22 protein-coding genes, 1 tRNA gene and 1 pseudogene are annotated in these 23425 nt (G+C 72.7%); 12 read left to right on the forward strand and 12 right to left on the reverse strand.

Annotation, left to right across the window (positions count from 1 at the left end; all coding sequences use genetic code 11):
* Positions 1-97: 97 nt before the first annotated feature.
* From AB0K80_RS24685 to AB0K80_RS24700, 4 genes and pseudogenes are all read right to left on the reverse strand, one after another.
* A pseudogene (locus AB0K80_RS24685) lies at positions 98-1127 on the reverse strand (L-idonate 5-dehydrogenase).
* A 17-nt stretch (positions 1128-1144) separates the two neighbouring features.
* Positions 1145-1909 (reverse strand): glucose 1-dehydrogenase, encoded by a 765-nt coding sequence (locus tag AB0K80_RS24690; protein WP_365673095.1) that lies wholly within the window; start codon positions 1907-1909, stop codon positions 1145-1147.
* A gap of 12 nt (positions 1910-1921) precedes the next feature.
* Positions 1922-3319 carry a gluconate:H+ symporter gene (locus tag AB0K80_RS24695; RefSeq protein WP_365673097.1) on the reverse strand — a complete coding sequence of 466 codons (1398 nt, stop codon included), beginning with the start codon at positions 3317-3319 and terminating at the stop codon, positions 1922-1924.
* Positions 3320-3404: 85 nt separating this feature from the next.
* Entirely contained in the window at positions 3405-3917 is a 513-nt protein-coding gene (locus AB0K80_RS24700; protein WP_365673099.1) for a gluconokinase, read from the reverse strand.
* A 137-nt stretch (positions 3918-4054) separates the two neighbouring features.
* On the opposite strand from AB0K80_RS24700, the gene AB0K80_RS24705 reads away from it, so the two are divergent.
* Complete coding sequence (locus AB0K80_RS24705; RefSeq protein WP_365673101.1) at positions 4055-4756, forward strand: FadR/GntR family transcriptional regulator; 702 nt, start codon at positions 4055-4057, stop codon at positions 4754-4756.
* Positions 4757-4784: 28 nt separating this feature from the next.
* Here AB0K80_RS24705 and AB0K80_RS24710 read toward each other — a convergent pair whose 3' ends face one another.
* Both AB0K80_RS24710 and AB0K80_RS24715 read right to left on the reverse strand, forming a co-directional pair.
* The gene (locus tag AB0K80_RS24710) at positions 4785-5162 is read right to left on the reverse strand and encodes a YchJ family metal-binding protein (protein WP_365673103.1); all 378 of its coding nucleotides are present in this window, start codon (positions 5160-5162) and stop codon (positions 4785-4787) included.
* Positions 5163-5224: 62 nt separating this feature from the next.
* Positions 5225-5309 (reverse strand) — tRNA-Leu (locus AB0K80_RS24715).
* A 195-nt stretch (positions 5310-5504) separates the two neighbouring features.
* Here AB0K80_RS24715 and AB0K80_RS24720 point away from each other — a divergent pair.
* From AB0K80_RS24720 to AB0K80_RS24730, 3 genes are all read left to right on the forward strand, one after another.
* Positions 5505-6830: a M20/M25/M40 family metallo-hydrolase gene (locus tag AB0K80_RS24720; protein WP_365673104.1), complete on the forward strand. Its 1326-nt coding sequence runs from the start codon at positions 5505-5507 to the stop codon at positions 6828-6830.
* A 171-nt stretch (positions 6831-7001) separates the two neighbouring features.
* Positions 7002-7235 (forward strand): chaplin ChpH, encoded by a 234-nt coding sequence (gene chpH, locus AB0K80_RS24725; protein WP_365673105.1) that lies wholly within the window; start codon positions 7002-7004, stop codon positions 7233-7235.
* A 231-nt stretch (positions 7236-7466) separates the two neighbouring features.
* Positions 7467-8411, forward strand: a complete 945-nt coding sequence (locus tag AB0K80_RS24730) for a chaplin (protein WP_365673107.1) — start codon at positions 7467-7469, stop codon at positions 8409-8411.
* A gap of 57 nt (positions 8412-8468) precedes the next feature.
* Here the strand turns inward: AB0K80_RS24730 and AB0K80_RS24735 are convergent, their stop codons facing one another.
* A complete protein-coding gene (locus AB0K80_RS24735; protein WP_037670480.1) occupies positions 8469-8657 on the reverse strand; it encodes a DUF5703 family protein in 189 nt (62 codons plus the stop codon).
* Between the two features lie 47 nt (positions 8658-8704).
* Between AB0K80_RS24735 and AB0K80_RS24740 the strand changes: the two genes are divergently transcribed.
* Entirely contained in the window at positions 8705-9424 is a 720-nt protein-coding gene (locus AB0K80_RS24740) for a hypothetical protein (RefSeq protein WP_365673109.1), read from the forward strand.
* A gap of 72 nt (positions 9425-9496) precedes the next feature.
* On the opposite strand, the gene AB0K80_RS24745 is transcribed toward AB0K80_RS24740, so the two are convergent.
* Together AB0K80_RS24745 and AB0K80_RS24750 are read right to left on the reverse strand one after the other, a co-directional pair.
* Entirely contained in the window at positions 9497-11653 is a 2157-nt protein-coding gene (locus AB0K80_RS24745) for a helix-hairpin-helix domain-containing protein (RefSeq protein ID WP_365673111.1), read from the reverse strand.
* Positions 11650-12633, reverse strand: a complete 984-nt coding sequence (locus AB0K80_RS24750; protein WP_365673112.1) for an aldo/keto reductase — start codon at positions 12631-12633, stop codon at positions 11650-11652. The genes AB0K80_RS24745 and AB0K80_RS24750 overlap by 4 nt, the downstream gene beginning before the upstream one ends.
* A gap of 146 nt (positions 12634-12779) precedes the next feature.
* On the opposite strand from AB0K80_RS24750, the gene AB0K80_RS24755 reads away from it, so the two are divergent.
* Together AB0K80_RS24755 and AB0K80_RS24760 are read left to right on the forward strand one after the other, a co-directional pair.
* The gene (locus AB0K80_RS24755; protein ID WP_365673114.1) at positions 12780-13835 is read left to right on the forward strand and encodes an LLM class F420-dependent oxidoreductase; all 1056 of its coding nucleotides are present in this window, start codon (positions 12780-12782) and stop codon (positions 13833-13835) included.
* A gap of 296 nt (positions 13836-14131) precedes the next feature.
* On the forward strand, positions 14132-14920 hold the full coding sequence (locus AB0K80_RS24760) for a ferritin-like domain-containing protein (protein ID WP_365673116.1): 789 nt from the start codon (positions 14132-14134) through the stop codon (positions 14918-14920).
* Positions 14921-14936: 16 nt separating this feature from the next.
* Here AB0K80_RS24760 and corA read toward each other — a convergent pair whose 3' ends face one another.
* Complete coding sequence (corA, locus tag AB0K80_RS24765; protein WP_365673118.1) at positions 14937-15932, reverse strand: magnesium/cobalt transporter CorA; 996 nt, start codon at positions 15930-15932, stop codon at positions 14937-14939.
* A 90-nt stretch (positions 15933-16022) separates the two neighbouring features.
* On the opposite strand from corA, the gene AB0K80_RS24770 reads away from it, so the two are divergent.
* The 4 genes from AB0K80_RS24770 to mshC all read left to right on the forward strand — a co-directional run bounded on the left by AB0K80_RS24770 (position 16023) and on the right by mshC (position 19496).
* Entirely contained in the window at positions 16023-16709 is a 687-nt protein-coding gene (locus tag AB0K80_RS24770) for a histidine phosphatase family protein (protein WP_365673120.1), read from the forward strand.
* A gap of 86 nt (positions 16710-16795) precedes the next feature.
* Positions 16796-17386, forward strand: a complete 591-nt coding sequence (locus AB0K80_RS24775; protein ID WP_365673122.1) for a DUF3090 domain-containing protein — start codon at positions 16796-16798, stop codon at positions 17384-17386.
* A complete protein-coding gene (locus AB0K80_RS24780; RefSeq protein ID WP_365673124.1) occupies positions 17350-18171 on the forward strand; it encodes an SCO1664 family protein in 822 nt (273 codons plus the stop codon). Before AB0K80_RS24775 ends, AB0K80_RS24780 begins: the two co-directional genes overlap by 37 nt.
* 95 nt (positions 18172-18266) lie before the next feature.
* On the forward strand, positions 18267-19496 hold the full coding sequence (mshC, locus tag AB0K80_RS24785) for a cysteine--1-D-myo-inosityl 2-amino-2-deoxy-alpha-D-glucopyranoside ligase (RefSeq protein ID WP_365673126.1): 1230 nt from the start codon (positions 18267-18269) through the stop codon (positions 19494-19496).
* A gap of 100 nt (positions 19497-19596) precedes the next feature.
* Here mshC and AB0K80_RS24790 read toward each other — a convergent pair whose 3' ends face one another.
* Positions 19597-20595 carry a PAC2 family protein gene (locus tag AB0K80_RS24790; protein ID WP_365673127.1) on the reverse strand — a complete coding sequence of 333 codons (999 nt, stop codon included), beginning with the start codon at positions 20593-20595 and terminating at the stop codon, positions 19597-19599.
* A gap of 202 nt (positions 20596-20797) precedes the next feature.
* Here AB0K80_RS24790 and AB0K80_RS24795 point away from each other — a divergent pair, with 202 nt between their 5' ends.
* Positions 20798-21715 (forward strand): TIGR03620 family F420-dependent LLM class oxidoreductase, encoded by a 918-nt coding sequence (locus tag AB0K80_RS24795; protein WP_365673130.1) that lies wholly within the window; start codon positions 20798-20800, stop codon positions 21713-21715.
* A gap of 73 nt (positions 21716-21788) precedes the next feature.
* Here the strand turns inward: AB0K80_RS24795 and AB0K80_RS24800 are convergent, their stop codons facing one another.
* Positions 21789-23405 (reverse strand): glycerol-3-phosphate dehydrogenase/oxidase, encoded by a 1617-nt coding sequence (locus AB0K80_RS24800; protein WP_365673132.1) that lies wholly within the window; start codon positions 23403-23405, stop codon positions 21789-21791.
* Between the last annotated feature and the right edge of the window lie 20 nt (positions 23406-23425).

Raw genomic sequence — 23425 nt, forward strand, 5'->3', positions numbered from 1 at the left:
GGACCCGTGACGGTCACACCCGAGACCAGGCCGACGCCGACCAGGCCCGTCAGCATCCAGCCGAGCGGAGCGCAGACCCGCCGCGGAGACGAACGCCTCAGGGGACCGCGAAGTCCAGCACCACCTTGCACGCCCGGCTGCGGTCCGCCGCGAGCGTGAAAGCCGACTGGGCCTCCCGCACCGGCACCACCGCGCTGACCAGCCCGTCGAAGACCGGCTCGGCCGCGAGCAGTTCAAGCGCCTCGTCGAACTCCGCGTCGAAGCGGAACGCCCCGCGCAGCTCGATCTCCCGGCTCACCACCAGGTTCCCGGCGAACGCGCTCTGCCCCGGCGGCAGCATGCCGAGCTGCACGACGGCCCCGCCGCGCCGCACCCGCCGCAGACAGGCGTCCAGCCCCGCCGCCACCCCGGAGGCCTCGACGGCCACGTCCACCTCGTCCGGCCACCCGGCGTCGTGCGGATCGTCGGCCCGTACGACCGCGTCGGCCCCGGCCGCCCGCGCGTACGCCAGCGCTTCGGGCACCAGGTCCGTGACGGTCACCCGCCCCGCCCCGGCCGCCTTCGCCGCCGCCACCACCAGGCACCCGATGGGCCCGGCCCCGGTGACCAGCACATGCCGCCCGGCCACCGCCCCGGCCCGCCGCACCGCGTGCAGCGCGACGGACAGGGGCTCCGCGAGCACGGCCCGGCGCAGCTCCAGCCCGTGGCGGCAGGCTCCTCACCTGCGCGGCGGGGACGGCCACATGAGCCGCGAACCCGCCCTGCACGTGCGGAAAGCGGGCCGCGCTGCCCAGGTACCGCGCATCGCGGCACACGTTGCGCCGCCCGGCCGCGCACTCCGGGCACACCCCGCAGGGCGTGGCCGGGTGCACGGCGACCGCCGTACCCACCGCCGGACCTGACGCCCCGTCACCGTACGAGACGACCGTCCCGGCCACCTCGTGCCCGAGCACCATCGGCTCCCGCAGCCGGAAGTCGCCGACCCCGCCGTGCCGCCAGTAGTGCAGGTCGGACCCGCACACCCCGCCGTAGCGCACGGCCACCAGGACCAGCCCGGGTCCGGGGGCGGGGACGGGCAGCTCCTCGACCCTCAGGTCGCCCCGGCCGTGGATCACACAGGCCCGCATCACCGTCTCCCGGGAGTTCACAGCACGCTCGTCATGCCGCCGTCGACGTACAGCACCTGCCCGCTGACGAAGTCCGCCGCGGGCGAGGCGAGGAACAGCAGCCCGCCCACCAGGTCCTCGGGGCGGCCCCAGCGCCCGGCCGGGGTGCGCCCCCGCACCCACGCGCTGAACTCCGCGTCCTCCACCAGGGGCCGGGTCAGTTCGGTCTCGACGTACCCCGGGCCGAGCCCGTTGACCTGCACCCCGCGCGGACCCCAGTCGGCGCACATGCCCTTGGTGAGCATCTTCAGCGCGCCCTTGGTGGCGGCGTAGGGCGCGATGCCGGGGCGGGCCACCTCGCTCTGCAGCGAGCAGATGTTGATGATCTTGCCGTGGCCGCGTCCGGTCATCCGGCGGGCCGCCTCCCGCCCGACCAGGAAGGCGCTGGTGAGGTTGGTGCCCACGATCCGGTGCCAGTCGGAGTCCGTGAACTCCAGCAGCGGCGCCCGCAGTTGCATGCCCGCGTTGTTGACCAGGATGTCGAGCGGGCCCACCCGCTCCTCGACGTCCGCGATCCCCTGCCGTACGGAGGGACCGTCGGTGACGTCGAACGCGGCCGTGTGCACCCGGTCGCCGGGGAGTTCGGCGGCGGCCTTCGCCAGACGGTCCCGGTCCCGTCCGTTGAGGACGACCGTGCAGCCGGCCTCCGCCAGGCCACGGGCGAGGGCGAGTCCGATACCCCGGCTGGAGCCGGTCACCAGGGCCGTGCGGCCGCTGATGTCGAAGAGAGGGTGAGCCGTCATCGTCGTACCCTCCTAGATCACCAGGGACAGCAGCAGGACCACGCCACCGGCGACGACGGAGATGACGCACTCCATCACCGACCAGGTCTTCAGGTTCTGGCCGACGCTGAGTCCGAAGTACTCCTTCACCAGCCAGAACCCGGCGTCGTTGACGTGGCTGAGGAAGAGCGAGCCCGCGCCGATGGCCAGCACCAGCAGGGCGGCGTGGGTCGTCGACATGTCGGCCGCGAGGGGGGCGACCAGACCGGCCGCGGAGACGGTCGCCACCGTCGCCGACCCGGTCGCCAGCCGGATCGCCACCGCGATCAGCCAGGCCAGCAGCAGCGCGGGGATCGACCAGTCCCGGGAGATGTCCAGCACCATCTGCCCGACGCCGGAGTCGATCAGCGTCTGCTTGAACCCGCCGCCCGCGCCGACGATCAGCAGGATGCCCGCGATCGGCCCGAGGCTCTTCTCGACGAGCGGCGAGACGCGCTCCTTGGTGTACCCGGCCGGCCGCAGCAGCGTGACGATGCCGACGAGCACGGCGGCGAGCAGGGCGATCATCGGCGCGCCGACGACGTCGAAGACGCGCTGCACCAGCGTCTCGGGGTCGTCGACGACGATGTCCACCAGCGCCTTGGCCAGCATCAGGATCACCGGCAGCAGGACCGTGAACAGCGTGGCGCCGAACCCGGGCCGCCTGTCCAGCTCCTCGGAGGCCCGCTGCGGGATCATGCGCTCGGGGGCCGGGACGTCCACCCACCGGGCCGCGTACCGCGAGAAGAGCGGACCGGCGATGATCACGGTCGGGACGGCGACCAGGACGCCCAGCGCCAGCGTCACGCCCAGGTCGGCCTTGACCGCGTCGATGGCGACCAGCGGGCCGGGGTGCGGCGGCACGAGTCCGTGCATCACGGACAGGCCCGCCAGCGCGGGTATGCCGATGCGCATCAGCGAGTAGTTGCCGCGCTTGGCGACCATCAGCACCACCGGGATCAGCAGCACGATGCCGACCTCGAAGAACAGCGGCAGCCCGATCACGGAGGCGATCAGCACCATCGCCCACGGCATCGACCGGCCGCCCGCCTTGGCGAGGATGGTGTCGACGATCTGGTCGGCGCCTCCGGAGTCGGCGAGCATCTTGCCGAGGATCGCGCCGAGCGCGATGAGCACGCCCACACCGGCGACCGTGGCGCCGAGCCCGGTGCTGAAGCTGGTGAGGACCTTGTCCAGCGGCGCCCCGGCGCACGCGCCCAGGGCCAGTGACCCGAGGGTCAGCGCCAGGAAGGCGTGCAGCCGGAACACGGTGATGAGCAGGACGATGACGGCGATGCCCGCCAGGACGGCGATGCCCAGCTGAGCGTGTCCGGCCGAGGTGATCGGCTCGGGTGCGTCCGCTGCCAGCATCTCGACGCTGAGTCTGGTCACGGTGGGTTCCCTTTTGGGTGTACGGGGACAGGGGAGGGGGCCCGGGGCGGTGGGGGCGCCCCGGGGACGTGCGGAACCGGCGGGGCTACGGGGCGGGCAGGGCCTCCAGGGCGTGCACCGCCCGCTCGGTGATCTCCTCGGGGCTGCCCGAGACGTCCACCGCGACCCCCGCCTCGTCCGCCTGGAGCGGCTGGAGCGCGGCGAACTGGGAGTCGAGCAGCGCCGTGGGCATGAAGTGCCCCTGCCGGTGCGACATCCGGTCCTCGATCAGCGCGCGGTCACCGGTGAGGTGCACGAAGACCACACCGGGCGCGGCGGCTCGCAGCCGGTCGCGGTACGACCGCTTCAGCGCCGAGCAGCTCACCACCCCGCCGAGCCCGGCCCGCCGCCGCGCCCAGTCGCCGAGGGCGTCGAGCCAGGGCCACCGGTCCTCGTCGGTCAGGGGCGTACCGGCCGACATCTTGGCGATGTTGGCCGGCGGGTGGAAGTCGTCGCCCTCGGCGTAGGGAACGCCGAGCCGGGCGGCGAGCAGGGAACCGACGGTGGTCTTGCCGGTGCCCGCGACGCCCATCACCACGACGACCTGGGGGGTCTTCATCGCTGCCTCACTGTCCGCTGTCTTCGTCGACACGTGATGTCGACGTCACTGAAACCCATTAGGTACGACCAATTCAAGAGGCCGTGACAAATAAGTCTGACTTTTTGGCCCGGTGATCTACCCCGTACTCTGAGTGCATGACCACACCGGGCCGGGGGCTGCACGGCCGCGTCCTGGACGCCCTGGGCCCCGCGATCACCGCGGGCGAGTTCCCGCCGGGCAGTGTGCTGCGCACCGACGAACTCGCGCAGCGCTTCGACGTGTCACGCTCCGTGATGCGGGAGGCGGTCCGCGTCCTGGAGTCCATGCACCTGGTCGAGTCCCGCCGCCGCGTCGGCGTCACGGTCCTGCCCAGGACCGAGTGGAACGTGTACGACCCTCAGGTCATCCGCTGGCGCCTGGCGGGCAAGGACCGCCCCCAGCAGCTGCGCTCCCTCACGGTGCTGCGCTCCGCGATCGAACCGGTCGCGGCGGGCCTGGCGGCGAAGAACGCCACGGCCGAGCAGTGCGCCCGGCTCACCGAGTGCGCGCTCGGGCTGGTCGCCAACTCCCGCGGCCACCGGCTGGAGCAGTACCTCGTGCACGACGTGGCCTTCCACCGGGTGATCCTCACCGCGTCCGGCAACGAGATGTTCGCCCGCCTCGGCGACGTCGTCGCCGAGGTCCTGGCCGGCCGGACCCACCACGACGTGATGTTCGACGACCCCGACCCGGCCGCCGTCACCCTGCACGTCCAGGTCGCCGAGGCGGTCCGCGCGCGCGACGCGGTCCGCGCGGAGCAGCTCACCCGCGAGATCACCGTGGGCGCGCTCCAGGAACTGGACGTCCTCGCGCCCTGAGGCGGCTGTTCCTCGCGCCCTGAGGCGGCTACTGAAGGAACTCCCCGTCGATGTACACCCACGCCCCGTCCACCCGCTCGAACCGGCTCCGCTCGTGCAGCGAGCCGCCCCGGTACGACGCCCGGAAGGTCACGGTCCCGGTGGCGTGGAAGGCCGACCCGTCGGTGGTCTCCAGGATCTCCAGCCCGGTCCACCGCATCCGCGGATCGAGCTCCAGCCGCGCGGGCCGGGTGCGCGGATGCCAGGTCCGCAGCAGATACGCCGCGTCCCCCTTCACGAAGGCGCTGTAGCGCGACCGCATCAGGGCTTCCGCGGTGGGAGCGGCGGCGGCCCCGACGGGGTGGAACCGGCCACAGCAGGATTCGTACGGCTCCGGAAGCCCGCACGGGCAGGCACGCCTGGTCATGGTCACCTCCGCGGTAACGCGTGAGGGCCGCGACCTCGCGGTCGCGGCCCTCACGCATCGTGTGTCCGAGGGGGGACTTGAACCCCCACGCCCGATAAAGGGCACTAGCACCTCAAGCTAGCGCGTCTGCCATTCCGCCACCCGGACAAGGTGTCTGTCGCGCGGATTCTCCTCGCGGCGACGACGTAAACATTACCAGGCTTTCCGGGGTGGCCGATCACCCCCACCCCCCGGCGCGACCACGTGAACGGCGTGTGACGGGCCGGGACCGGTCTTGGGCACGCGCGGCGGGGCGAGGGAGGATGAGGAGGACCCACCAGCAGGGACAGCGGGAGGAAGCACGTGAGCGAGACGGGCACGGCCAGGAGCGTCACCGGCGAGGACGAGGTCGTGGACCTCTGCCGCGAGCTGATCCGGATCGACACCAGCAACTACGGCGACCACTCGGGTCCGGGCGAGCGCAAGGCGGCCGAGTACGTCGCCGAGAAGCTCGCCGAGGTGGGACTCGAGCCGAAGATCTTCGAGTCGCACCAGGGACGGGCCTCCACCGTGGCCCGCATCGAGGGGGAGGACCCCTCCCGGCCCGCGCTGCTCATCCACGGGCACACCGACGTCGTGCCGGCCAACGCGGACGACTGGACCCACCACCCCTTCTCCGGCGAGATCGCCGACGGGTGCGTGTGGGGCCGCGGGGCCGTCGACATGAAGGACATGGACGCGATGACCCTGGCGGTCGTCCGCGACCGGCTGCGCAGCGGCCGCAAGCCGCCGCGCGACATCGTGCTCGCCTTCCTCGCCGACGAGGAGGCCGGCGGCACCTACGGCGCCAAGTACCTCGTACGGGAGCACCCCGAGCTCTTCGAGGGCGTCACCGAGGCGATCGGCGAGGTCGGCGGGTTCTCCTTCACCGTCAACGAGAAGCTGCGCCTCTACCTCGTCGAGACCGCCGAGAAGGGCATGCACTGGATGCGGCTCACCGTCGAGGGCACCGCCGGCCACGGCTCGATGACCAACACCGACAACGCCATCACCGAGCTGTGCGAGGCGGTGGCCCGGCTCGGCCGGCACACCTGGCCGGTGCGGGTGACCAAGACCGTACGGGCCTTCCTCGACGAGCTCTCCGACGCGCTCGGCACCGAGCTCGACCCCGAGAACATGGACGAGACCCTCGCCAAGCTCGGCGGCATCGCGCGCATGATCGGCACGACCCTGCGCAACTCGGCCGCGCCCACCATGCTCGGCGCCGGCTACAAGGTCAACGTCATCCCCGGCCAGGCCACCGCCCACGTCGACGGGCGGTTCCTGCCCGGCTACGAGGAGGAGTTCCTCGCCGACCTCGACCGGATCCTCGGCCCGCGCGTGAAGCGCGAGGACGTGCACGCCGACAAGGCCCTGGAGACCACCTTCGACGGCAGGCTCGTCGACGCCATGCAGAGCGCGCTGAGCGCCGAGGACCCGATCGCCCGGGCCGTGCCCTACATGCTCTCCGGCGGCACCGACGCCAAGTCCTTCGACGACCTCGGCATCCGCTGCTTCGGCTTCGCGCCGCTGAAGCTGCCGCCGGAGCTGGACTTCGCGGGCATGTTCCACGGCGTCGACGAGCGGGTGCCGGTGGAGGGCCTGAAGTTCGGTGTGCGGGTGCTCGACCGTTTCCTCGACGCCTCCTGAACCCCACGGCCGCCTGTCTTGGCCACGGATAACGGCTCGGTAATCGGCCACGCGTACGGCACTGCCCGACAACGAGTGAATGCGACCATACGCTCGTAGCCTCATTACTCCCTCCTCGTTACTCGTCATGTGATCCGCACATTGGGATCGCATTGCCAACAAGGAGGAATAATGATCAAGAAGGTCGTCGCCGCTGCGGCTGCCACCGGTGGTCTGGTTCTCGCGGGCGCGGGCATGGCCGTCGCCGACGCGGGCGCGCAGGGTTCTGCCGTGCACTCCCCGGGCGTCCTGTCCGGCAACGTTGTTCAGGTTCCTGTTCACGTCCCGGTGAACGTCTGTGGCAACACGGTTTCCGTGATCGGGCTGCTGAACCCCGCCTTCGGCAACACCTGCATCAACCAGTGACGTTGTGCCTCGCCCTCTAGGGCCCGGGCCCTCGTGGGTTGAGCCCGTCGGCCCCGGAGCGCGTGCCATGCGCTCCGGGGCCGACCGGTCTTTCGCACAGCCCTCGCACGTCGAAACGTCCACACGTCGAAAAATCGAAACGTCGCGACGTCGAAAACTCGGAATGTCGGTGCCGGAATGCCTCATCGGGTGGGATTCCGGCGAGAAGGTCTAAGGCAGGGAATTCAGAACATGCGACAGGTCACCCGCAAGGGCCTGATGACCGTGGCCGCCGCGACCGGTGTGATCGCCGCCGCGGGCGGCGCCGCCCACGCGACCGGCGGCGCAGGCGCGCACGGCTCCGCTTCCGGGTCGCCCGGTGTGCTGTCCGGGAACTCGGTGCAGGCACCGGTGCACGCGCCCGTGAACGTCTGCGGCAACACCGTCAACGTGGTCGGCGTGCTCAACCCCTCGGTGGGCAACTCGTGCGCCAACCAGGGCGGTGGGTCGTCGTCGGGGGGACACGGTGAATCCGGCGGCCACGGCGGCGCGCACTCCGGCGGTCACGCCAGTGACTCGCCGGGGGTCGGCTCCGGCAACCACGTCGAGGCCCCGGTCCACGCGCCGGTGAACGTCTGCGGCAACAGCGTCAACGTCATCGGCATCGGCAACGCCGCCGTCGGCAACGACTGCGCGAACGGCGGCTCCGGCGGCCACGACACCACCCCGCCGGGCGGTGGCCATGAGAACCCCGGAAACCCGGGTGGCCCCGGAAACCCGGGCAACCCAGGCAACCCCGGTGAGCCGGGCAACCCGGGCAACCCAGGCAACCCCGGTGAGTCGGGCAACCCGGGCAACCCTGGTAACCCGGGTGAGCCCGGCACTCCGGGCAACCCGGGCGAGCCCGGTGGTCCCGGCACCCCGGGCAACCCTGGGGAGCCCGGCACCCCCGGTACCCCGGGCGAGCCCGGCACTCCCGGCACCCCCGGCACCCCGCCCGGAGGGGCGGACGGCACCACCCCGGGCGGCTCCGCGCACGGCAGCACGCCCGGAGCCCAGGCCGTCGGCCGGTCCCACGCCGCCGCACAGCTCGCGCACACCGGCAGCGACCTGCCGATGGGCCTTGTCCTGCCGGTCGGCGCGGGAGCGCTGCTGGCCGGGGCGGTCCTCTACCGCAAGGCACGGGCCTCGGCGTGACAGCCCCGAAGACGGAGCGGGCCCCGCTGCCGCGGGGCCCGCTCCGTCGTGGTCACCTCACCATGTGGCGCGCACCTGGCGGATGATCCGCCGCCGCAACCGCACCCTGCGGCTGCCGTCACGCAACAGGCTGAGGCGGTACAACTCCCAGTTTCCGTACTCTGCGTGGTCCGTCAGCAGACGTGCCGTCTCCTTGCGGGAGACCCCGCGAGGCACGTACACGTCGACAAATTCGTATTCCGGCATCGCATCTATTGTGCGGTCTGGGGCCAGGTACGGATAGCGTCTGCACTATGTCTGATGCTGCGCAGCCCACCGCTGCCGAGGTACGCGCCGCCGCCGAGGCGGTCAAGACCGCGCTCGACCGTCACCTGGCGGCGGTCGAACGCCGGTCGGGGGAGGACGACCCGGCCGTCTACGAGGCCTTCAACCAGCTGGCCGCGGCCGCAGAGGCGTACGACGAACTGCTCTACGACCGCTACGACGAGGTCACGCCCTTCGAGATCCCCGGCGCGGAGGACGCGCTGCCGCCCTACACGGGCCCCGAGGAACCGAACGCGCTGAGCGTGCTGATCCGCCGTGACTACTCCGTGGCGGAACCGCAGCGGCTGCTGGCACAGGCACAGCGGATCGAGGCGGCCGACGAGGACACGGGCACGGGCGCCTCCGGCACGGTGCACGGGGCGCTCGGCCTGCTGTTCGGCGAGTTCGAACCGGACGAGATCGCCTCCCGGCACAAGGAGTTCGGCCTGGAGGAGGGCGACTCCACGCTCTGGGTGACGGCGGCGGACGAACCGGCGGAGCCCGGCGAGTGGCTGGAGGCGCCGTTCGAGCAGATCGACCCGCAGCGGATCGTGTGCCGCTTCGACGTCAGCGCGGTCTTCGACGACGACGCCGACCACGACCTGGACGACGAGGATCTCGAGGACGAGCTGGACCCGGATCTGGACGAAGACGAAGACGAGGACGAAGACGAGGACGAGGACCTGGAGCCGCTCGACGCGGACCGCTGAGCGAGCCGTCACGACGGCGGTGGGCACGGCAAGCACCCGTGGCCACCGCCGTCGCCGTTTCCGGAACCGGACTCAGTCCGCCGCCGGGACCTGCGGGGCCAGCAGCACCGGCAGCCGGGTCGTCCGGGGCTTGGCCGGGACCTCCGCGACGGCCCGGGGCAGCGCCTGGTCCACACCGTGGACGACGGACAGGTGCCGGTCGGCCCGCCCGAACGCCGTGTACACCCAGGGACGGCTGAGCGCCTGCGCGGCATCGCCGGGCAGCACCACCACCACGGCCGGCCACCGGCAGCCCACCGCCTGGTGCGCGGTCAGCGCCCACCCGTGCCGGACGACACTCTCCACCCGCTCCTTCGGCACGACGACGGCCTCGCCCGCACACGACAGGTGCAGCCCCTCCGCGTCCGCCTTCACGACCCGGCCCGGCAGCATCCGGCCCGGAGCGGGGGAGTAGGCGATCCGGTCGCCCGGGTCGAAGCCGCCGAACCGCCCGGGGCCCGGGTTCAGCCGCTCCTTCAACGCCGCGTTCAGCACCCGCGTCCCGGCGGCACCGCCGTGGCCCGGTGTGATCACCTGCGTCTCCTCGGCCGGGACGCCGAGCGCCCGCGGCACCGAGTCGGCCACCAGCTGCACGGTCCGGTGCACGGCCTCGCCCGCGTCCCGCACCGGCACGATCACGACCTCCTTGCCGGGGGCCTCGACCTGGTTCAGCTCACCCACGCCGATCCCGGAGACCAGCTCGCCCAGCGGGCCGGGATCCGGGCGCCGGGAAGCGATCTGCGGGCAGGCCCGCGCCGCCAGCAGGTCCGCGAACACCCGCCCGGGGCCCACCGAGCCCAGCACGTTCGGGTCCCCGGACAGCACCAGGCGCGCCCCGTCCGGCAGCGACTCCGTGACGAGTGCCGCCGCCTCCACGTCCAGCTGCGGGGCGTCCAGCACGATGAGCAGGTCGAGGTCGAGCGCCCCGTCGGCGTCCCGCCCCGGCCCCTCGGCCCCGGACAGCAGGCCGGTGACCGTGGCGACGGGAGGCTGCGGGCCGCCGTCCGGCCCGGGGAGCCGCAGCAGGGCCGCGAAACGGTCACGGCCGATCGGGCTGTGCGCGGCGGCCCAGGCCCGCAGACCGGCGCCCCCGGCCGCGTGCAGCAGGGCGGCCGGTTCGGCCAGGGCGGCCTCGCCGCCGGTGTGCAGCACCAGGGCGTGGGACGCCACCGCGCGGATCAGCTCACCGGCCGACCCCTCGGCAGAAGACGCGGCCCGCTCCCAGTCCTCCCCGGAGCCGTCCTGCTTCGGCGCGGAGTTGACCAGCCGGGCCAGCGCGTCGGCGAGGCTCTCCTCGGCGAGGGCGTACCGCTCCAGACCGACCAGGACGCGCACCGGCCGCTCCGCGTCGTCCTCGTCCTCGTCCTGCTGGGGTCCCTGGGCGCCCGGCTCGTCCAGCGCGTCCTGGAAGACCAGGACCTCTCCCTCGGTGATCGCGTTCTGCACGGCGATCTCCGGGTCCGGCACGCCCCGCTGGGCCAGGGCGGCGGTGAGCGCCGGCATCTCCAGCGCGGTGTGCCCTGCCAGCGCGGCCTGCTCCAGGAGCCAGACGGTGACCGCCCGGCCGCGCCGCTCGTCCCCGGGCCCGCACTCCGGGCCGAGCAGCGCCCGCGCGAATCCGTCGGCCTGCTCGGGCCGCACCCCGGTCACCCGCAGCACCTGCCAGGGGTCGGCCCGCAGCAGCTCCGCGGCGCCCTCCCCGAGCACCGCGACGACCTGCGGTGCGAGCGTCTCGGGCGCGCCCGCCTGGGCGAGCACGCCCCGGACGGCCTGAACGGCCTGAGCCGAGGGAGCCGGGGCGGCCTCGGCGGGCACGGGCCGCGGCCGGCGTTCCGGCTCCGGCGCGGGGCGGGGCGGCGCGGGCTCCGGCTCCGCGAACACCGCGCGCGCCGGCTTCTCCCCGCTCTCCACGGCCCGTACGGCGGCGAGCAGCTCGGCGGCCTTGCCGCTCAGCTTCGTCCCGCTCTCGATCGGCCCCTGCTTCTCGGCCTTGCGCCGCTCGATGCGCTCCCGCTCCAGCCGCTGGGCCAGCAGCTCGGCCTCGGCCTCGGACAGCTGCCCGGCCCCGGCCTCACCGTCTGCCGTACCCTCCGCGCCCTCGGTCCGCGGGGCGTCGCCCTCCGCCTCGGCGGCGGGCGCCTCCGGCTGGGCGTCCACGGCGTCCTCAGCCGGCTCGGGCTCCGTGCTCACAGCGTGCTCCAGTCGTGATCGGGATAGCGGTGCACGGGCGCCGACACGTCGTCGAGCGCCCGGCAGATCTCGTCAGGAAGACTAAGGGCCTCCACTGACAATGCCGCCGTGAGCTGCTGCGCGGTGCGCGCGCCGACGATCGGCGCGGCCACCCCGGGCCGGTCCCGGACCCAGGCGAGGGCCACCTGCAGCGGGGTGACTGCCAGGCCGTCCGCCGCCGTCGTCACGGCGTCCACGATCCGGCTCGCGGTGTCGTCGAGGTAGGGGGCGACGAACGGCGCGAGATGCTCCGAGGCGCCCCGGGAGTCCGGCGGGGTCGCGTCCCGGTACTTGCCCGTCAGCACCCCGCGCCCCAGCGGCGACGACGGCAGCAGCCCGACCCCCAGGTCCAGCGCGGCGGGCAGCACCTCCCGTTCCACACCGCGCTGCAGCAGCGAGTACTCCATCTGCGTGCTCGCCAGCCGGGTCCGGGTGCCCGGCGCCGCCAGCTGCCAGGTCGCCGCCTTCGCCAGCTGCCAGCCGCAGAAGTTGGAGACACCGGCGTAGCGGGCGCGGCCGCTGCTGACGGCCAGGTCGAGCGCCTGGAGGGTCTCCTCCAGCGGGGTGTACGGGTCGAAGGCGTGCACATGCCACACGTCGACGTGGTCCGTGCCCAGCCGGGACAGGGAGGCGTCCAGCGCGGAGAGCAGATGGCCGCGTGAGCCGTCGAAGCGCCGGTCGGGGTCCGGCACGCTGCCCGCCTTGGTCGAGATGACGAGGTCCCGCCGCGGCACCAGCCCGTCCATGAGTTTTCCGAGCAGGTACTCGGCCTCTCCGTCGCCGTACACGTCCGCGGTGTCGACGAGGTTCCCGCCCGCCTCCCAGAACGTCTTCAGCAGGTCCGCGGCGTCGTGCTCGTCGGTGTCCCGGCCCCATGTCAGAGTGCCGAGACCGATGCGGGACACGCGCAGGCCGGTACGGCCGAGATGCCTCTGCTCCATGAACGTGGAGATTACTGGCCGGAACCTGCGGTGTGGGGGCCTGTGGACAGCGGATGTGCGGGCCGCGTGCCCGCTCTCACCGTCGCGGACCCCCGCACGCTAAGGTCTCCGACAAGGACGTTACTGATCGGTAAGGGGAGTCGGCCATGCAGCTCGGTATCAACCTCGGCTACTGGGGCGCCGGAATGGACGCGGACAATCTCGCCGTCGCGCAGGAGGCCGACCGCCTCGGGTACGCCGTCTGCTGGGCCGCCGAGGCCTACGGCTCCGACGCGGCCACCGTCCTGGCCTGGGTCGCCGCCCAGACCGAGCGCATCGACGTCGGCTCGGCCATCTTCCAGATCCCGGCCCGCCAGCCGGCCATGACGGCGATGACCGCCGCCACCCTGGACTCCCTCTCCGGCGGCCGCTTCCGCCTCGGCCTCGGCGTCTCGGGCCCGCAGGTCTCCGAGGGCTGGTACGGCGTCAAGTTCGACAAGCCGCTGTCGCGCACCCGCGAGTACGTCGAGATCATCCGCAAGGCGATGACCCGCGAGCGGCTCACCTACGAGGGTGAGCACTGGACCCTGCCGCTGCCCGGCGGTCCCGGCAAGCCCATCAAGCTCACCGTGCACCCGCAGCGCGAGCACATCCCGCTGTACATCGCCGCGATCGGCCCGAAGAACCTCGAGCAGACCGGCGAGATCGCCGACGGCGCCCTGCTGATCTTCCCCTCCGCCGAGCACCTCGAGGACACCGCGATCAAGCACCTGCGCGCCGGCCGCGAGAAGGCCGGCAAGACCCTCGACGGGTTCGACGTCTGCCCGACCCTCCCGCTCGCCGTCGGCGACGACCAGGACATCGCCGCACTCGCCGACACCTTCCGCCCGTACACCGCGCTGTACGTCGGCGGCATGGGCAGCCCGAAGCAGAACTTCTACAACCAGCTCGCCCGGCGCATGGGATACGAGAAGGAGGCCGCCGAGATCCAGGAGAAGTACCTGTCCGGCGACAAGCAGGCAGCCGCGGCCGCCGTCCCGCACGACCTGATCGACAAGACCACGCTGCTGGGCTCCGTCGACCGGATCGCGGACCGGATGAAGGCCTACGCGGAGGCCGGCGTGACCACGTTGAGCCTCGCTCCCGCGGGCTTCACCCTGGAGGAGCGGATCGCCTCCCTCCGCGCCGGCACCGAGGCCCTGGAGCGCGCCGGACTGGCGTGACCCAAGGACCGGGACGGAAACTTCACGGCCGTGGTGGGGGCTCGGGGGTCTTCCCCGCCACGGCCGTCACGCGGAACAACGCGCCGGGCTCCGCACGGTTACGCCCCCCCCGGCACGGTTACGCCCCCCGCCGCACGGTCACGTCCGCGCACGTCCCGCGACGCCCCCGCCGTCCTCCGTTCGGCCCAGGCGCCCGGCACACCTGTTGCAGCACCTCTCCCGCGGCCGTTGACTCGTTCTTCGCGGAGCCCGGCGGAACCCGCGGATCCTGCGAAGCCTGCGGAGAGGTGCCAACGATGCTTTCGGCCAAGAGTCTGTTCCAGGAGATCCTCGACAACGACGAGTCCTTCGCCCTGTTCTGCTCCATCGCGGCCGGCGGCGAGGCCCAGGGCGGCTGGGAGAACGCCCGCATCGCCGCGCTCGTCCCCGGCACCGAGCGGGACCTCGCCCCCAAGATCGCCCGGCACGGCGCCGACGAGGACAAGCACGGCCGCATCTTCCACGCCCTGCTGAAGAAGCGGGGCCTGCAGCCCGTGCCCGTGCCGCCCGAGACCGACTACACCATGCTCCTGGAGCGCCGCGGCATCGGCCTCGCCCACGACCGGCTCCGGCGGGACGAGCCGCTCACGGTCCAGGACATCGTCACCTACCTCGCGCACAGCCGGGTCACCGAACAGCGCGCCTCGGAGCAGATGGACCTGCTCCGCAAGCACTTCGGCGACCACCCCGGCATCGGCCGCGCGGTCCGGCAGATCTCGCAGGACGAGGACAACCACCTGGCCTACTGCCACGAGGAGCTGCTGCGCTTCGCGCGCGCCGGACACGGCCGGGCCATCCAGCGCACCCTGCGCGCCTGCGCGCTCGCCGAGATCCGCGTCTACCGGGACGTCGGCCTCGCGGTCATGGCCCACATGGGCCGCATCCTCGGCTGGTCCCGGCTGAGGTCCGCGGTGCTGGCCGCGGGCATCCACGCCGTGTACGGGTACGAACGGCTCGGCGGCTGGCGCCGCATGGTGAGCCTGCGCATGCCCGAGCGCCGCAACGCCCTCGGCGGCCCGGCCACCGCCGCAGCCGAGCTCGCCTGACCGGGCAACGCCCGGGTCACAGCCACCCGCGTCGCTTGAACATCCGGAACACCAGCACCTCCAGGACGCCCATCACCACGATCAGCACCGGGTACGACCACACCCAGTGCAGTTCCGGCATGTGCTCGAAGTTCATGCCGTAGATCCCGGCGATCATCGTGGGGATCGCGGCCATCGCCGCCCACGCCGAGATCTTCCGCATGTCGTCGTTCTGCCGGACGCTCATCTGCGCCAGATGCGCGGAGAGGATGTCGGAGACCAGCCGGTCCAGCCCCTCCACCGACTCGTTCACGCGCGTGAGGTGGTCACTGACGTCCCGGAAGAAGGGGCGGGCCTTCTCGTCCACGAACGGCACCACCACACCGGTCGGAGCGGTGCCCGCCAGCCGGCTCATCGGCAGGGCCAGCGGCCCGGTCGCCCGCCGGAACTCCAGGATCTGCCGTTTGAAGTTGTAGATCCTCGACGCGGTGTGCCGCGAGCCGCCGTCCTCCGGGGAGAAGACCTCCGCCTCCAGCTCCTCCAGGTCGGTCTGCAACTCGGTCGCCACGTCCAGGTAGTGGTCGACGGCGGCGTCGGCGATCGCGTACAGCACCGCGGTCGGTCCCTTGCCCAGCAGCTCCGGCTCCTTCTCCAGGCGGTGGCGTACGGCCGCCAGCGGAGCTCCCTCGCCGTGCCGGACGGTCACCACGAACGAGTCGCCGAGGAAGATCATGATCTCGCCGGTGGAGACGGCGTCGCTGCCCGGGTCGTACACCACCGGCTTGAGGACCAGGAAGAGGGAGTCGTCGTAGATCTCCAGCTTGGGCCGCTGGTGGGCCTTCAGGGCGTCCTCCACGGCCAGCGGGTGCAGGGCGAACTCCTGGGTGACGTGGTCGAACTCCGCCTCCGTCGGCTCGTGCAGCCCGATCCACACGAAGCCGCCCGCCGCCCGTGCCTCGCCCAGCGCGTCGGAGAAGTCCCCGGGGCCTTCGGTCCGGTGACCGTCACGGTAGACGGCACAGTCGACGATCACGAACGCACACTCCTGTCACTCGCTCACCGGTCCTGGAACTCCTGCCCCTTCAACGCCCCCGCACGCGCGCGTGCGCCTACGCTGGGCGGCATGCCCACGCTGATCCTGGTCCGGCACGGACGTTCCACCGCCAACACCGAGGGACTGCTCGCCGGCTGGACGCCCGGCGTCGCCCTCGACGAACGCGGGGCCGCGCAGGCCGCCGCCCTGCCCGGGCGGCTCGCCGAAGTGCCGCTCGCCGAGGTCGTCACCAGCCCGCTGCAACGCTGCCAGGAGACGATCCGGCCGCTGCTGGACGCCCGCCCCCACCTCACCGCGCACACCGACGAGCGCATCGGGGAGTGCCACTACGGCGACTGGTCCGGCCGCAAGCTCGCCGAGCTGAACGACGAACCGCTGATGGAGGTGGTGCAGGCGCACCCCTCCGCGGCGGCGTTCCCCGGCGGCGAGTCGATGCGCGCGATGCAGACGCGGGCCGCCGAGGCCGTGCGCGAGTGGAACGCGCGCGTGGAGCGCGACCACGGCGCCGGCGCCGTCTACCTCATGTGCTCGCACGGCGACATCATCAAGTCGCTCGTCGCGGACGCCCTCGGGCTGCATCTCGACCTCTTCCAGCGGATCTCCGTCGAACCGTGTTCCATCACCGTGATCCGCTACACACGACTGCGTCCCTTCCTCGTCCGCCTCGGCGACACCGGTGACTTCGCCTCCCTGGTGCCGCGCGAGGAGACGCCGGGCGACGAGGCCCCGGTAGGGGGTGGTGCGGGCGCACCGTGATCGTCTCGCGCAGTAGGGTGAAGCGGTCGCAGCAGTTCGCCCCACCCACCGATTCCCTCCGTCCCTCGACTCAATGGAGACAGGACGTGTCCCGTCAGGTGTTCCTCTACGACCAACCGGACCGTTTCGTGGCCGGTACGGTCGGACTGCCAGGGCGCCGTACGTTCTTCCTCCAGGCCTCCGCCGGCTCCCGGGTGACCAGCGTGGCCCTGGAGAAGACCCAGGTCGCCGCGCTCGCCGAGCGCATGGAAGAGCTGCTCGACGAGGTCGTACGCCGCAGTGGCGGCAGCGCCGCCGTGCCCGCCGTCGCACCGGCGGAGATCAACGACACCGCCCCCCTGGACACCCCCATCGAGGAGGAGTTCCGCGTCGGCACCATGGCGCTGGCCTGGGACGGCGAGGAGCAGCGCATGATCGTCGAGGCGCAGGCCCTTGTCGAGCTCGACGCCGACTCCGAGGAGGACCTCGCCGAGGCGGAGGAGCGGCTGCTGCAGGACGAGGAGAACGGGCCCCCGATGCTGCGGGTCAGACTCACCGGCGCGCAGGCCCGGGCCTTCGCCAAGCGCGCCCTGGACGTCGTCAACGCCGGGCGGCCGCCGTGCCCGCTGTGCAGCCTCCCGCTCGACCCGGAAGGACACGTATGTCCGCGCCAGAACGGATACCGCCGCGGAGCGTGACGGCCGACGCCGCCCTGCTTGCGCACGGTGAGCTGACCGTGCGCGGACGCATCCGGGAGGCTTCCAACGCGGCCCTGTACTGCACGGTGACCCACGACGGCCGCGAGGCCGCCTGCGTCTACAAGCCGGTCGCGGGGGAGCGGCCCCTGTGGGACTTCCCCGACGGCACCCTCGCCCAGCGGGAGGTCGCCGCGTACGAGGTGTCCGAGGCGACCGGCTGGGGCCTGGTCCCGCCCACCGTGCTGCGGGACGGGCCGTACGGCGAGGGCATGTGCCAGCTGTGGATCGAGGCCACCGCGGACGACGGGCTGCTCGCCCTCGTGGACGGGGAGGAGCCCGGGCCCGGCTGGAAGGCGATCGGCTTCGCCGAGGTCGGCGAGGGCCGTACCGCGCTGCTGGTGCACGCCGACGACGCCCGGCTGCGGCGCCTGGCGGTGCTCGACGCCGTGATCAACAACGCCGACCGCAAGGGCGGGCACCTGCTGTCCGCCGGGGACGGACGGCTGTACGGCATCGACCACGGGGTCACCTTCCACGTCGAGAACAAGCTGCGCACCCTGCTGTGGGGCTGGGCGGGGGAGCCGCTCACCGAGGAGGCCGTCGACGTCCTGACGGGCCTGAGGAAGGAGCTGACGGAGGGCGGCGCGCTCGCCGGGCGCCTCGCCGGGCTGATCACCGCGGCGGAACGGGACGCCACGCGCGCGCGGGTCGACACCCTGCTGGCGACCGGCAGGCACCCGGAGCCGAGCGGGGAGTGGCCGGCGATCCCCTGGCCGCCCGTCTAGCTGCACACCGGGCGGCCGGGCGCAAGAGGGCCTTCCCGGCCATCCGGTCCGCTCCGGTTCGTATGCGGAACTTCCGTCCGGTTAGGCTCATGTACATGCATGCCTGGCCCGCTTCCGAGGTCCCCGCCCTGCCTGGTCAGGGCCGCGACCTGAGGATCCACGACACCGCGACCGGCGGTCCGGTCACCCTCGACCCCGGTCCCGTCGCACGTCTCTACGTCTGCGGCATCACCCCGTACGACGCCACCCACATGGGACACGCGGCGACCTACACCGCGTTCGACCTCGTGCAGCGCGTGTGGCTCGACACCAAGCGGCAGGTTCACTACGTCCAGAACGTCACCGACGTCGACGACCCGCTCCTGGAGCGGGCCCAGCGGGACAGCATCGACTGGGCCGCCCTCGCCGAGAAGGAGACGGCCCTCTTCCGTGAGGACATGACGGCGCTGCGGATGCTGCCGCCCCAGCACTACATAGGCGCCGTCGAGGCGATACCCGGCATCGTCCCGCTCGTCGAGCGGCTGCGCGACCTCGGCGCCGCCTACGAGCTCGAGGGCGACATCTACTTCTCCGTCGAGTCCGACCCGCACTTCGGCAAGGTCTCCCACCTGGACGCCGCGGCCATGCGGCTGCTGTCCGCCGAGCGCGGCGGCGACCCGGACCGGCCGGGCAAGAAGAACCCCCTCGACCCGATGCTGTGGATGGCGGCCCGGCCCGGGGAGCCCAGCTGGGACGGCGGTTCGCTCGGCCGCGGCCGGCCCGGCTGGCACATCGAGTGCGTCGCCATCGCCCTTGACCACCTCGGCATGGGCTTCGACGTGCAGGGCGGCGGCTCCGACCTGGCCTTCCCGCACCACGAGATGGGCGCCTCCCACGCCCAGGTCCTCACCGGCGCGTTCCCGATGGCCAAGGCGTACGTCCACGCCGGGATGGTCGCCCTGAACGGCGAGAAGATGTCCAAGTCCAAGGGCAACCTCGTCTTCGTCTCGCAGCTGCGCCGTGACGGCGTCGACCCGGTCGCCATCCGGCTGGCGCTGCTCGCCCACCACTACCGCTCCGACTGGGAGTGGACCGACCAGGTCCTCCAGGACGCCGTCGACCGGCTGGGCCGCTGGCGCGCCGCGGTGTCCCGGCCCGACGGGCCGCCCGCCGAGGCGCTCGTCGAGGAGATCCGCGAGGCCCTCGCGAACGACCTGGACGCCCCCGCCGCGCTCGCCGCGGTGGACCGCTGGGTCGCCCACCAGCAGCAGACCGGCGGCACGGACCCGGGCGCGCCCGGGATCGTCTCGCGGGCGGTGGACGCGCTGCTCGGCGTGGCCCTGTAGAGCACGACCGCGGCTCCGCGGAGCACGACCGGGAGCCACGGACAGACGAAAGGGGCCTGCGCGGTGCCGTACCGCGCAGGCCCCTTTTCGTGTCCGGGCCTCAGTCCTGCGACGACTCGTCGTCGTCCGTGCCGCCCGCCTTCGGCGGCTTCGGCGGGCGCGGACGGCCGCTGCCGGGATTGTCCCGCAGATATGGACCGCCGGGTGCGCCCTCGCCGCCCTCGGCGGTGGCGTGACCGCCGGGCGGCGGGCCCGCGGCTCCGTCCCGGCGCCGCAGATAGCGCTCGAACTCCCGGGCGATGGCCTCGCCCGACGCTTCCGGCAGCTCCGCGGTGTCCCGGGCCTCCTCCAGCGTCTGCACGTACTCGGCGACCTCGCTGTCCTCCGCGGCCAGCTGGTCCACCCCCACCTGCCAGGCGCGCGCGTCCTCGGGCAGCTCGCCCAGCGGGATGCGCACGTCGATCAGGTCCTCCAGACGGTTCAGGAGGGCCAGCGTGGCCTTGGGGTTCGGCGGCTGCGACACGTAGTGCGGCACCGCCGCCCACAGCGACACGGCCGGCACACCCGCGTGCGTGCACGCCTCCTGCAGGACGCCGACGATGCCGGTCGGACCCTCGTACTTGGTCTCCTCCAGGTCCATCCGGCGGGCCAGGTCCGCGTCGGAGGTGGTCCCGCTGATCGGGACCGGGCGCGTGTGCGGGGTGTCGCCGAGCAGGGCGCCCAGGATGACCACCAGTTCCACGCCCAGTTCGTGCGCGAAGCCGAGCAGTTCGTTGCAGAACGAGCGCCACCGCATGGAGGGTTCGATGCCGCGCACGAGCACGAGGTCGCGCGGCTTGTCACCGCCGACCCGGACCACCGACAACCTTGTCGTGGGCCATGTGATCTTGCGGACGCCGTTCTCCATGAACACCGTGGGGCGGTTCACCTGGAAGTCGTAGTAGTCCTCGGCGTCGAGCGCCGCGAACACCTCGCCCTTCCACTCCCTGTCCAGATGCGCGACCGCGGTGGAGGCGGCGTCGCCGGCATCGTTCCAGCCCTCGAACGCGGCCACCATGACCGGGTCGATCAGCTCGGGAACCCCCTCGAGCTCGATCACCCAGTGCCTCCTTCCGACGTGCCCTCACGTACGCCCCAACCTTACGGCGTGCCAACGGGGCGCTCGCAGCCCCCCATGGACGGGGGAGTGCCCCATCACTGCCCCGGGAGCGCCGCCAAAACACCCCCGCGCTCGAGGGGAGCGCGACCCCTTGATCTTGCAGTCGTATCGAGATTCTGCGATATTACGATCCTGTCAGGGCGTGATCACTGTGGACGACGAGGAGACGAAGGCGATGGGCAGTCTCGACGGCTTGGAGCTGGGTACGTTCGGCATCTACACCTTCGACTTCGAGCACCAGCCGGCCGCGCGGGTGCGCGCCTCGGTGCGGGAGCTGGAGGAGCAGGGCTGGGGCGCGGTCTGGTTCCCCGAGGTGGCCGGGCGCGAGGCGCTCACCCTCGCCGGGTACCTGCTGGCGGGCACCGAGCGGCTGCATGTCGTGAACGGCATCGCGCAGATCTGGTCCCGTCAGGCCCGGTGGACGCACGGCGCGGCCGCGCTGCTGGCCGACGCCTACCCCGGCCGGCACGTGCTGGGGCTGGGGTTCGGCGGCCGGCCGCGCCCCGGGGTGAAGCCGCTGGCGGCCATGGCCGCGTACCTGGACGAACTGGACGCGCTGGAGTCGAGCCCCGACTCCCCGGCCCCCAAGGCCCCGATCCGCCGCATCCTCGCCGCGTACGGCCCGAAGATGCTGGAGCTGGCCCGTGACCGCGCGGCCGGCGCCCAGACCTACCACGTCAACGTCGCCCACACCGCCCAGGCCCGCCAGGCCCTCGGCCCGGACGCGTTCCTGGCCGTCGAGCACGCGGTGCTGTTCGAGTACGACCCCGTGACGGCCCGGGCGATCGCCCGCGAGCACCTGCACCCCTACCTGACCACCCCCTACAACATCGCCAAGTTCCGGCGGCTCGGCTACACCGAGGAGGACATCGCGGACGGCGGCAGCGACCGGCTCGTCGACGACCTGGTGTTCTGGGGCGACCTGGAGGGCATCGTCGAACGGCTCCGGGGCCATGTCGCGGCCGGCGCCGACCACGTGGCCGTGCAGGTGATCGGGATCCGGCCGGGTGAGTCGGCGGTACCGCACTGGCGGCGGCTCGGTGAGGCGCTGCTGCCCTGAGCCGCCGGCCGTACGGAGGCACGCCGAAGGGGCGGCTCCGTCGGCGTGGAGCCGCCCCTTCGGCGGGAGGGACCTACTTCTTGTCGAGCAGGTCCTGCACCTTCGCGCGGACCTCGTCCGTGGCCAGGCCGCGGATCGTCAGCGTCGTGCGGCGGCGCAGCACGTCGTCGGCCGTCTCGGCCCACTCGTGGTCCCGGGCCCAGACGACCTGAGCCCAGATCTCCGGCGCGTCCGGGTGGACACGCTCGGCCAGTGCCGGGTCCTCGTTGGCCAGCCGGGCGATGTCGAAGGCCAGCGAGCCGTAGTGCGTGGCCAGGTGCCTGGCGGTGTCGGCCGCCATGCGCGGGCCGGGCGCCGGGCGGTCGGTCAGCAGGCGGTGGGCGACCGCGCGCGGGTTGGCGATGCCGGGCAGCGGCAGCTTCTTCGGCAGCGCGGAGACCGGCTCGAAGTCGTCACCCAGGGGGTGGCCCGGCAGCGACTCCAGCTTCTTCATCACCGTACGGCCGATGTGGCGGAACGTGGTCCACTTGCCGCCCGCGACGGACAGCATCCCGCCCCGGCCCTCGGTGACCACCGTCTCCCGCTTGGCCTTCGCGGTGTCGCCGGGGCCGCCCGGCAGCACGCGCAGGCCCGCGAAGGCGTAGGTGATCAGGTCGCGCTTGAGCTGGCGGTCGCGGACGGAGAAGGCGGCCTCGTCGAGGATCTGGGCTATGTCCTTGTCGTTGACCGCGACGTCCGCCGGGTCGCCCTCGTACTCCTCGTCGGTGGTGCCGAGCAGCAGCATGTCCTCCCAGGGGAGGGCGAAGGTGATGCGGTACTTGTCGATCGGGGTGGCCAGCGCGGCCCGCCACGGCGAGGTCCGCTTGAGCACCAGGTGCGCGCCCTTGGACAGGCGGATGGACGGCGCCGCGTTGGGGTCCTCCATCTTCCGCAGGTGGTCGACCCAGGGGCCGGTCGCGTTGAGCACGAGCCGGGCGTTGACGCCGAACTCCTCGCCCGAGAGCCGGTCCTTCAGCTCCGCGCCGGTCACCCGGCCCCGGGTGAAGCGCAGGCCGGTCACCTCGGCGTGGTTGAGCACGACCGCGCCCGCCTCGACGGCCGCCCGGACCGTCATCAGCGCCATCCGTGCGTCGTTCATCTGGTCGTCGCCGTACACGGCCACGGCCTTGAGGTTCTCGGTGCGCAGCTCGGGCACGTCCTGCGCGGCCTTGGCCGGCGAGAGCAGGTGCCCCACGCCGTCACCGAAGGCCGACAGCGCGGAGTAGGCGAAGACGCCCGCCCCGAGCTTCGCCGCGCCGTGCGGCCCGCCCTTGTACACGGGGAGGTAGAACGTGAGCGGGTTCGCCAGGTGGGGGGCCACCTGGCGGGAGACCGCACGGCGCTCGAAGTGGTTCTCCGCCACCAGCTTCACCGCGCCGGTCTGCAGGTAGCGCAGGCCGCCGTGGAGCAGCTTGGAGGAGGCGGAGGAGGTGGCGCCGGCGAAGTCGCCGGCGTCGACCAGGGCCACCCTGAGACCGGACTGCGCGGCGTGCCAGGCGGTGGAGATGCCCAGGATGCCGCCGCCGATCACGAGGAGGTCGTACGACGCCTTGGAGAGCTGCTCCCGGGTCTCGGCGCGGCTCGGGTTGGAGCCGGAGGCCGGGCGCGTCCCCAGGGCAGGCACGGACTGCAGGGTGGACTGACTGGTCATGTCGGGTTCTTACTCCTCGT

The sequence above is a fragment of the Streptomyces sp. NPDC052682 genome, from assembly GCF_040678435.1.
In the GTDB taxonomy this organism is placed as follows: Bacteria; Actinomycetota; Actinomycetes; order Streptomycetales; family Streptomycetaceae; genus Streptomyces.

Coding starts and splice junctions, on each gene's coding strand:
- AB0K80_RS24690 (WP_365673095.1), bottom strand. CDS start 1,909: ATGACGGCTCACCCTCTCTTCGACATCAGCGGCCGCACGGCCCTGGTG.
- AB0K80_RS24700 (WP_365673099.1), bottom strand. CDS start 3,917: ATGAAGACCCCCCAGGTCGTCGTGGTGATGGGCGTCGCGGGCACCGGC.
- AB0K80_RS24705 (WP_365673101.1), top strand. CDS start 4,055: ATGACCACACCGGGCCGGGGGCTGCACGGCCGCGTCCTGGACGCCCTG.
- AB0K80_RS24710 (WP_365673103.1), bottom strand. CDS start 5,162: ATGACCAGGCGTGCCTGCCCGTGCGGGCTTCCGGAGCCGTACGAATCC.
- chpH (WP_365673105.1), top strand. CDS start 7,002: ATGATCAAGAAGGTCGTCGCCGCTGCGGCTGCCACCGGTGGTCTGGTT.
- AB0K80_RS24730 (WP_365673107.1), top strand. CDS start 7,467: ATGCGACAGGTCACCCGCAAGGGCCTGATGACCGTGGCCGCCGCGACC.
- AB0K80_RS24735 (WP_037670480.1), bottom strand. CDS start 8,657: ATGCCGGAATACGAATTTGTCGACGTGTACGTGCCTCGCGGGGTCTCC.
- AB0K80_RS24740 (WP_365673109.1), top strand. CDS start 8,705: ATGTCTGATGCTGCGCAGCCCACCGCTGCCGAGGTACGCGCCGCCGCC.
- AB0K80_RS24750 (WP_365673112.1), bottom strand. CDS start 12,633: ATGGAGCAGAGGCATCTCGGCCGTACCGGCCTGCGCGTGTCCCGCATC.
- AB0K80_RS24755 (WP_365673114.1), top strand. CDS start 12,780: ATGCAGCTCGGTATCAACCTCGGCTACTGGGGCGCCGGAATGGACGCG.
- AB0K80_RS24760 (WP_365673116.1), top strand. CDS start 14,132: ATGCTTTCGGCCAAGAGTCTGTTCCAGGAGATCCTCGACAACGACGAG.
- AB0K80_RS24770 (WP_365673120.1), top strand. CDS start 16,023: ATGCCCACGCTGATCCTGGTCCGGCACGGACGTTCCACCGCCAACACC.
- AB0K80_RS24780 (WP_365673124.1), top strand. CDS start 17,350: ATGTCCGCGCCAGAACGGATACCGCCGCGGAGCGTGACGGCCGACGCC.
- mshC (WP_365673126.1), top strand. CDS start 18,267: ATGCATGCCTGGCCCGCTTCCGAGGTCCCCGCCCTGCCTGGTCAGGGC.
- AB0K80_RS24800 (WP_365673132.1), bottom strand. CDS start 23,405: ATGACCAGTCAGTCCACCCTGCAGTCCGTGCCTGCCCTGGGGACGCGC.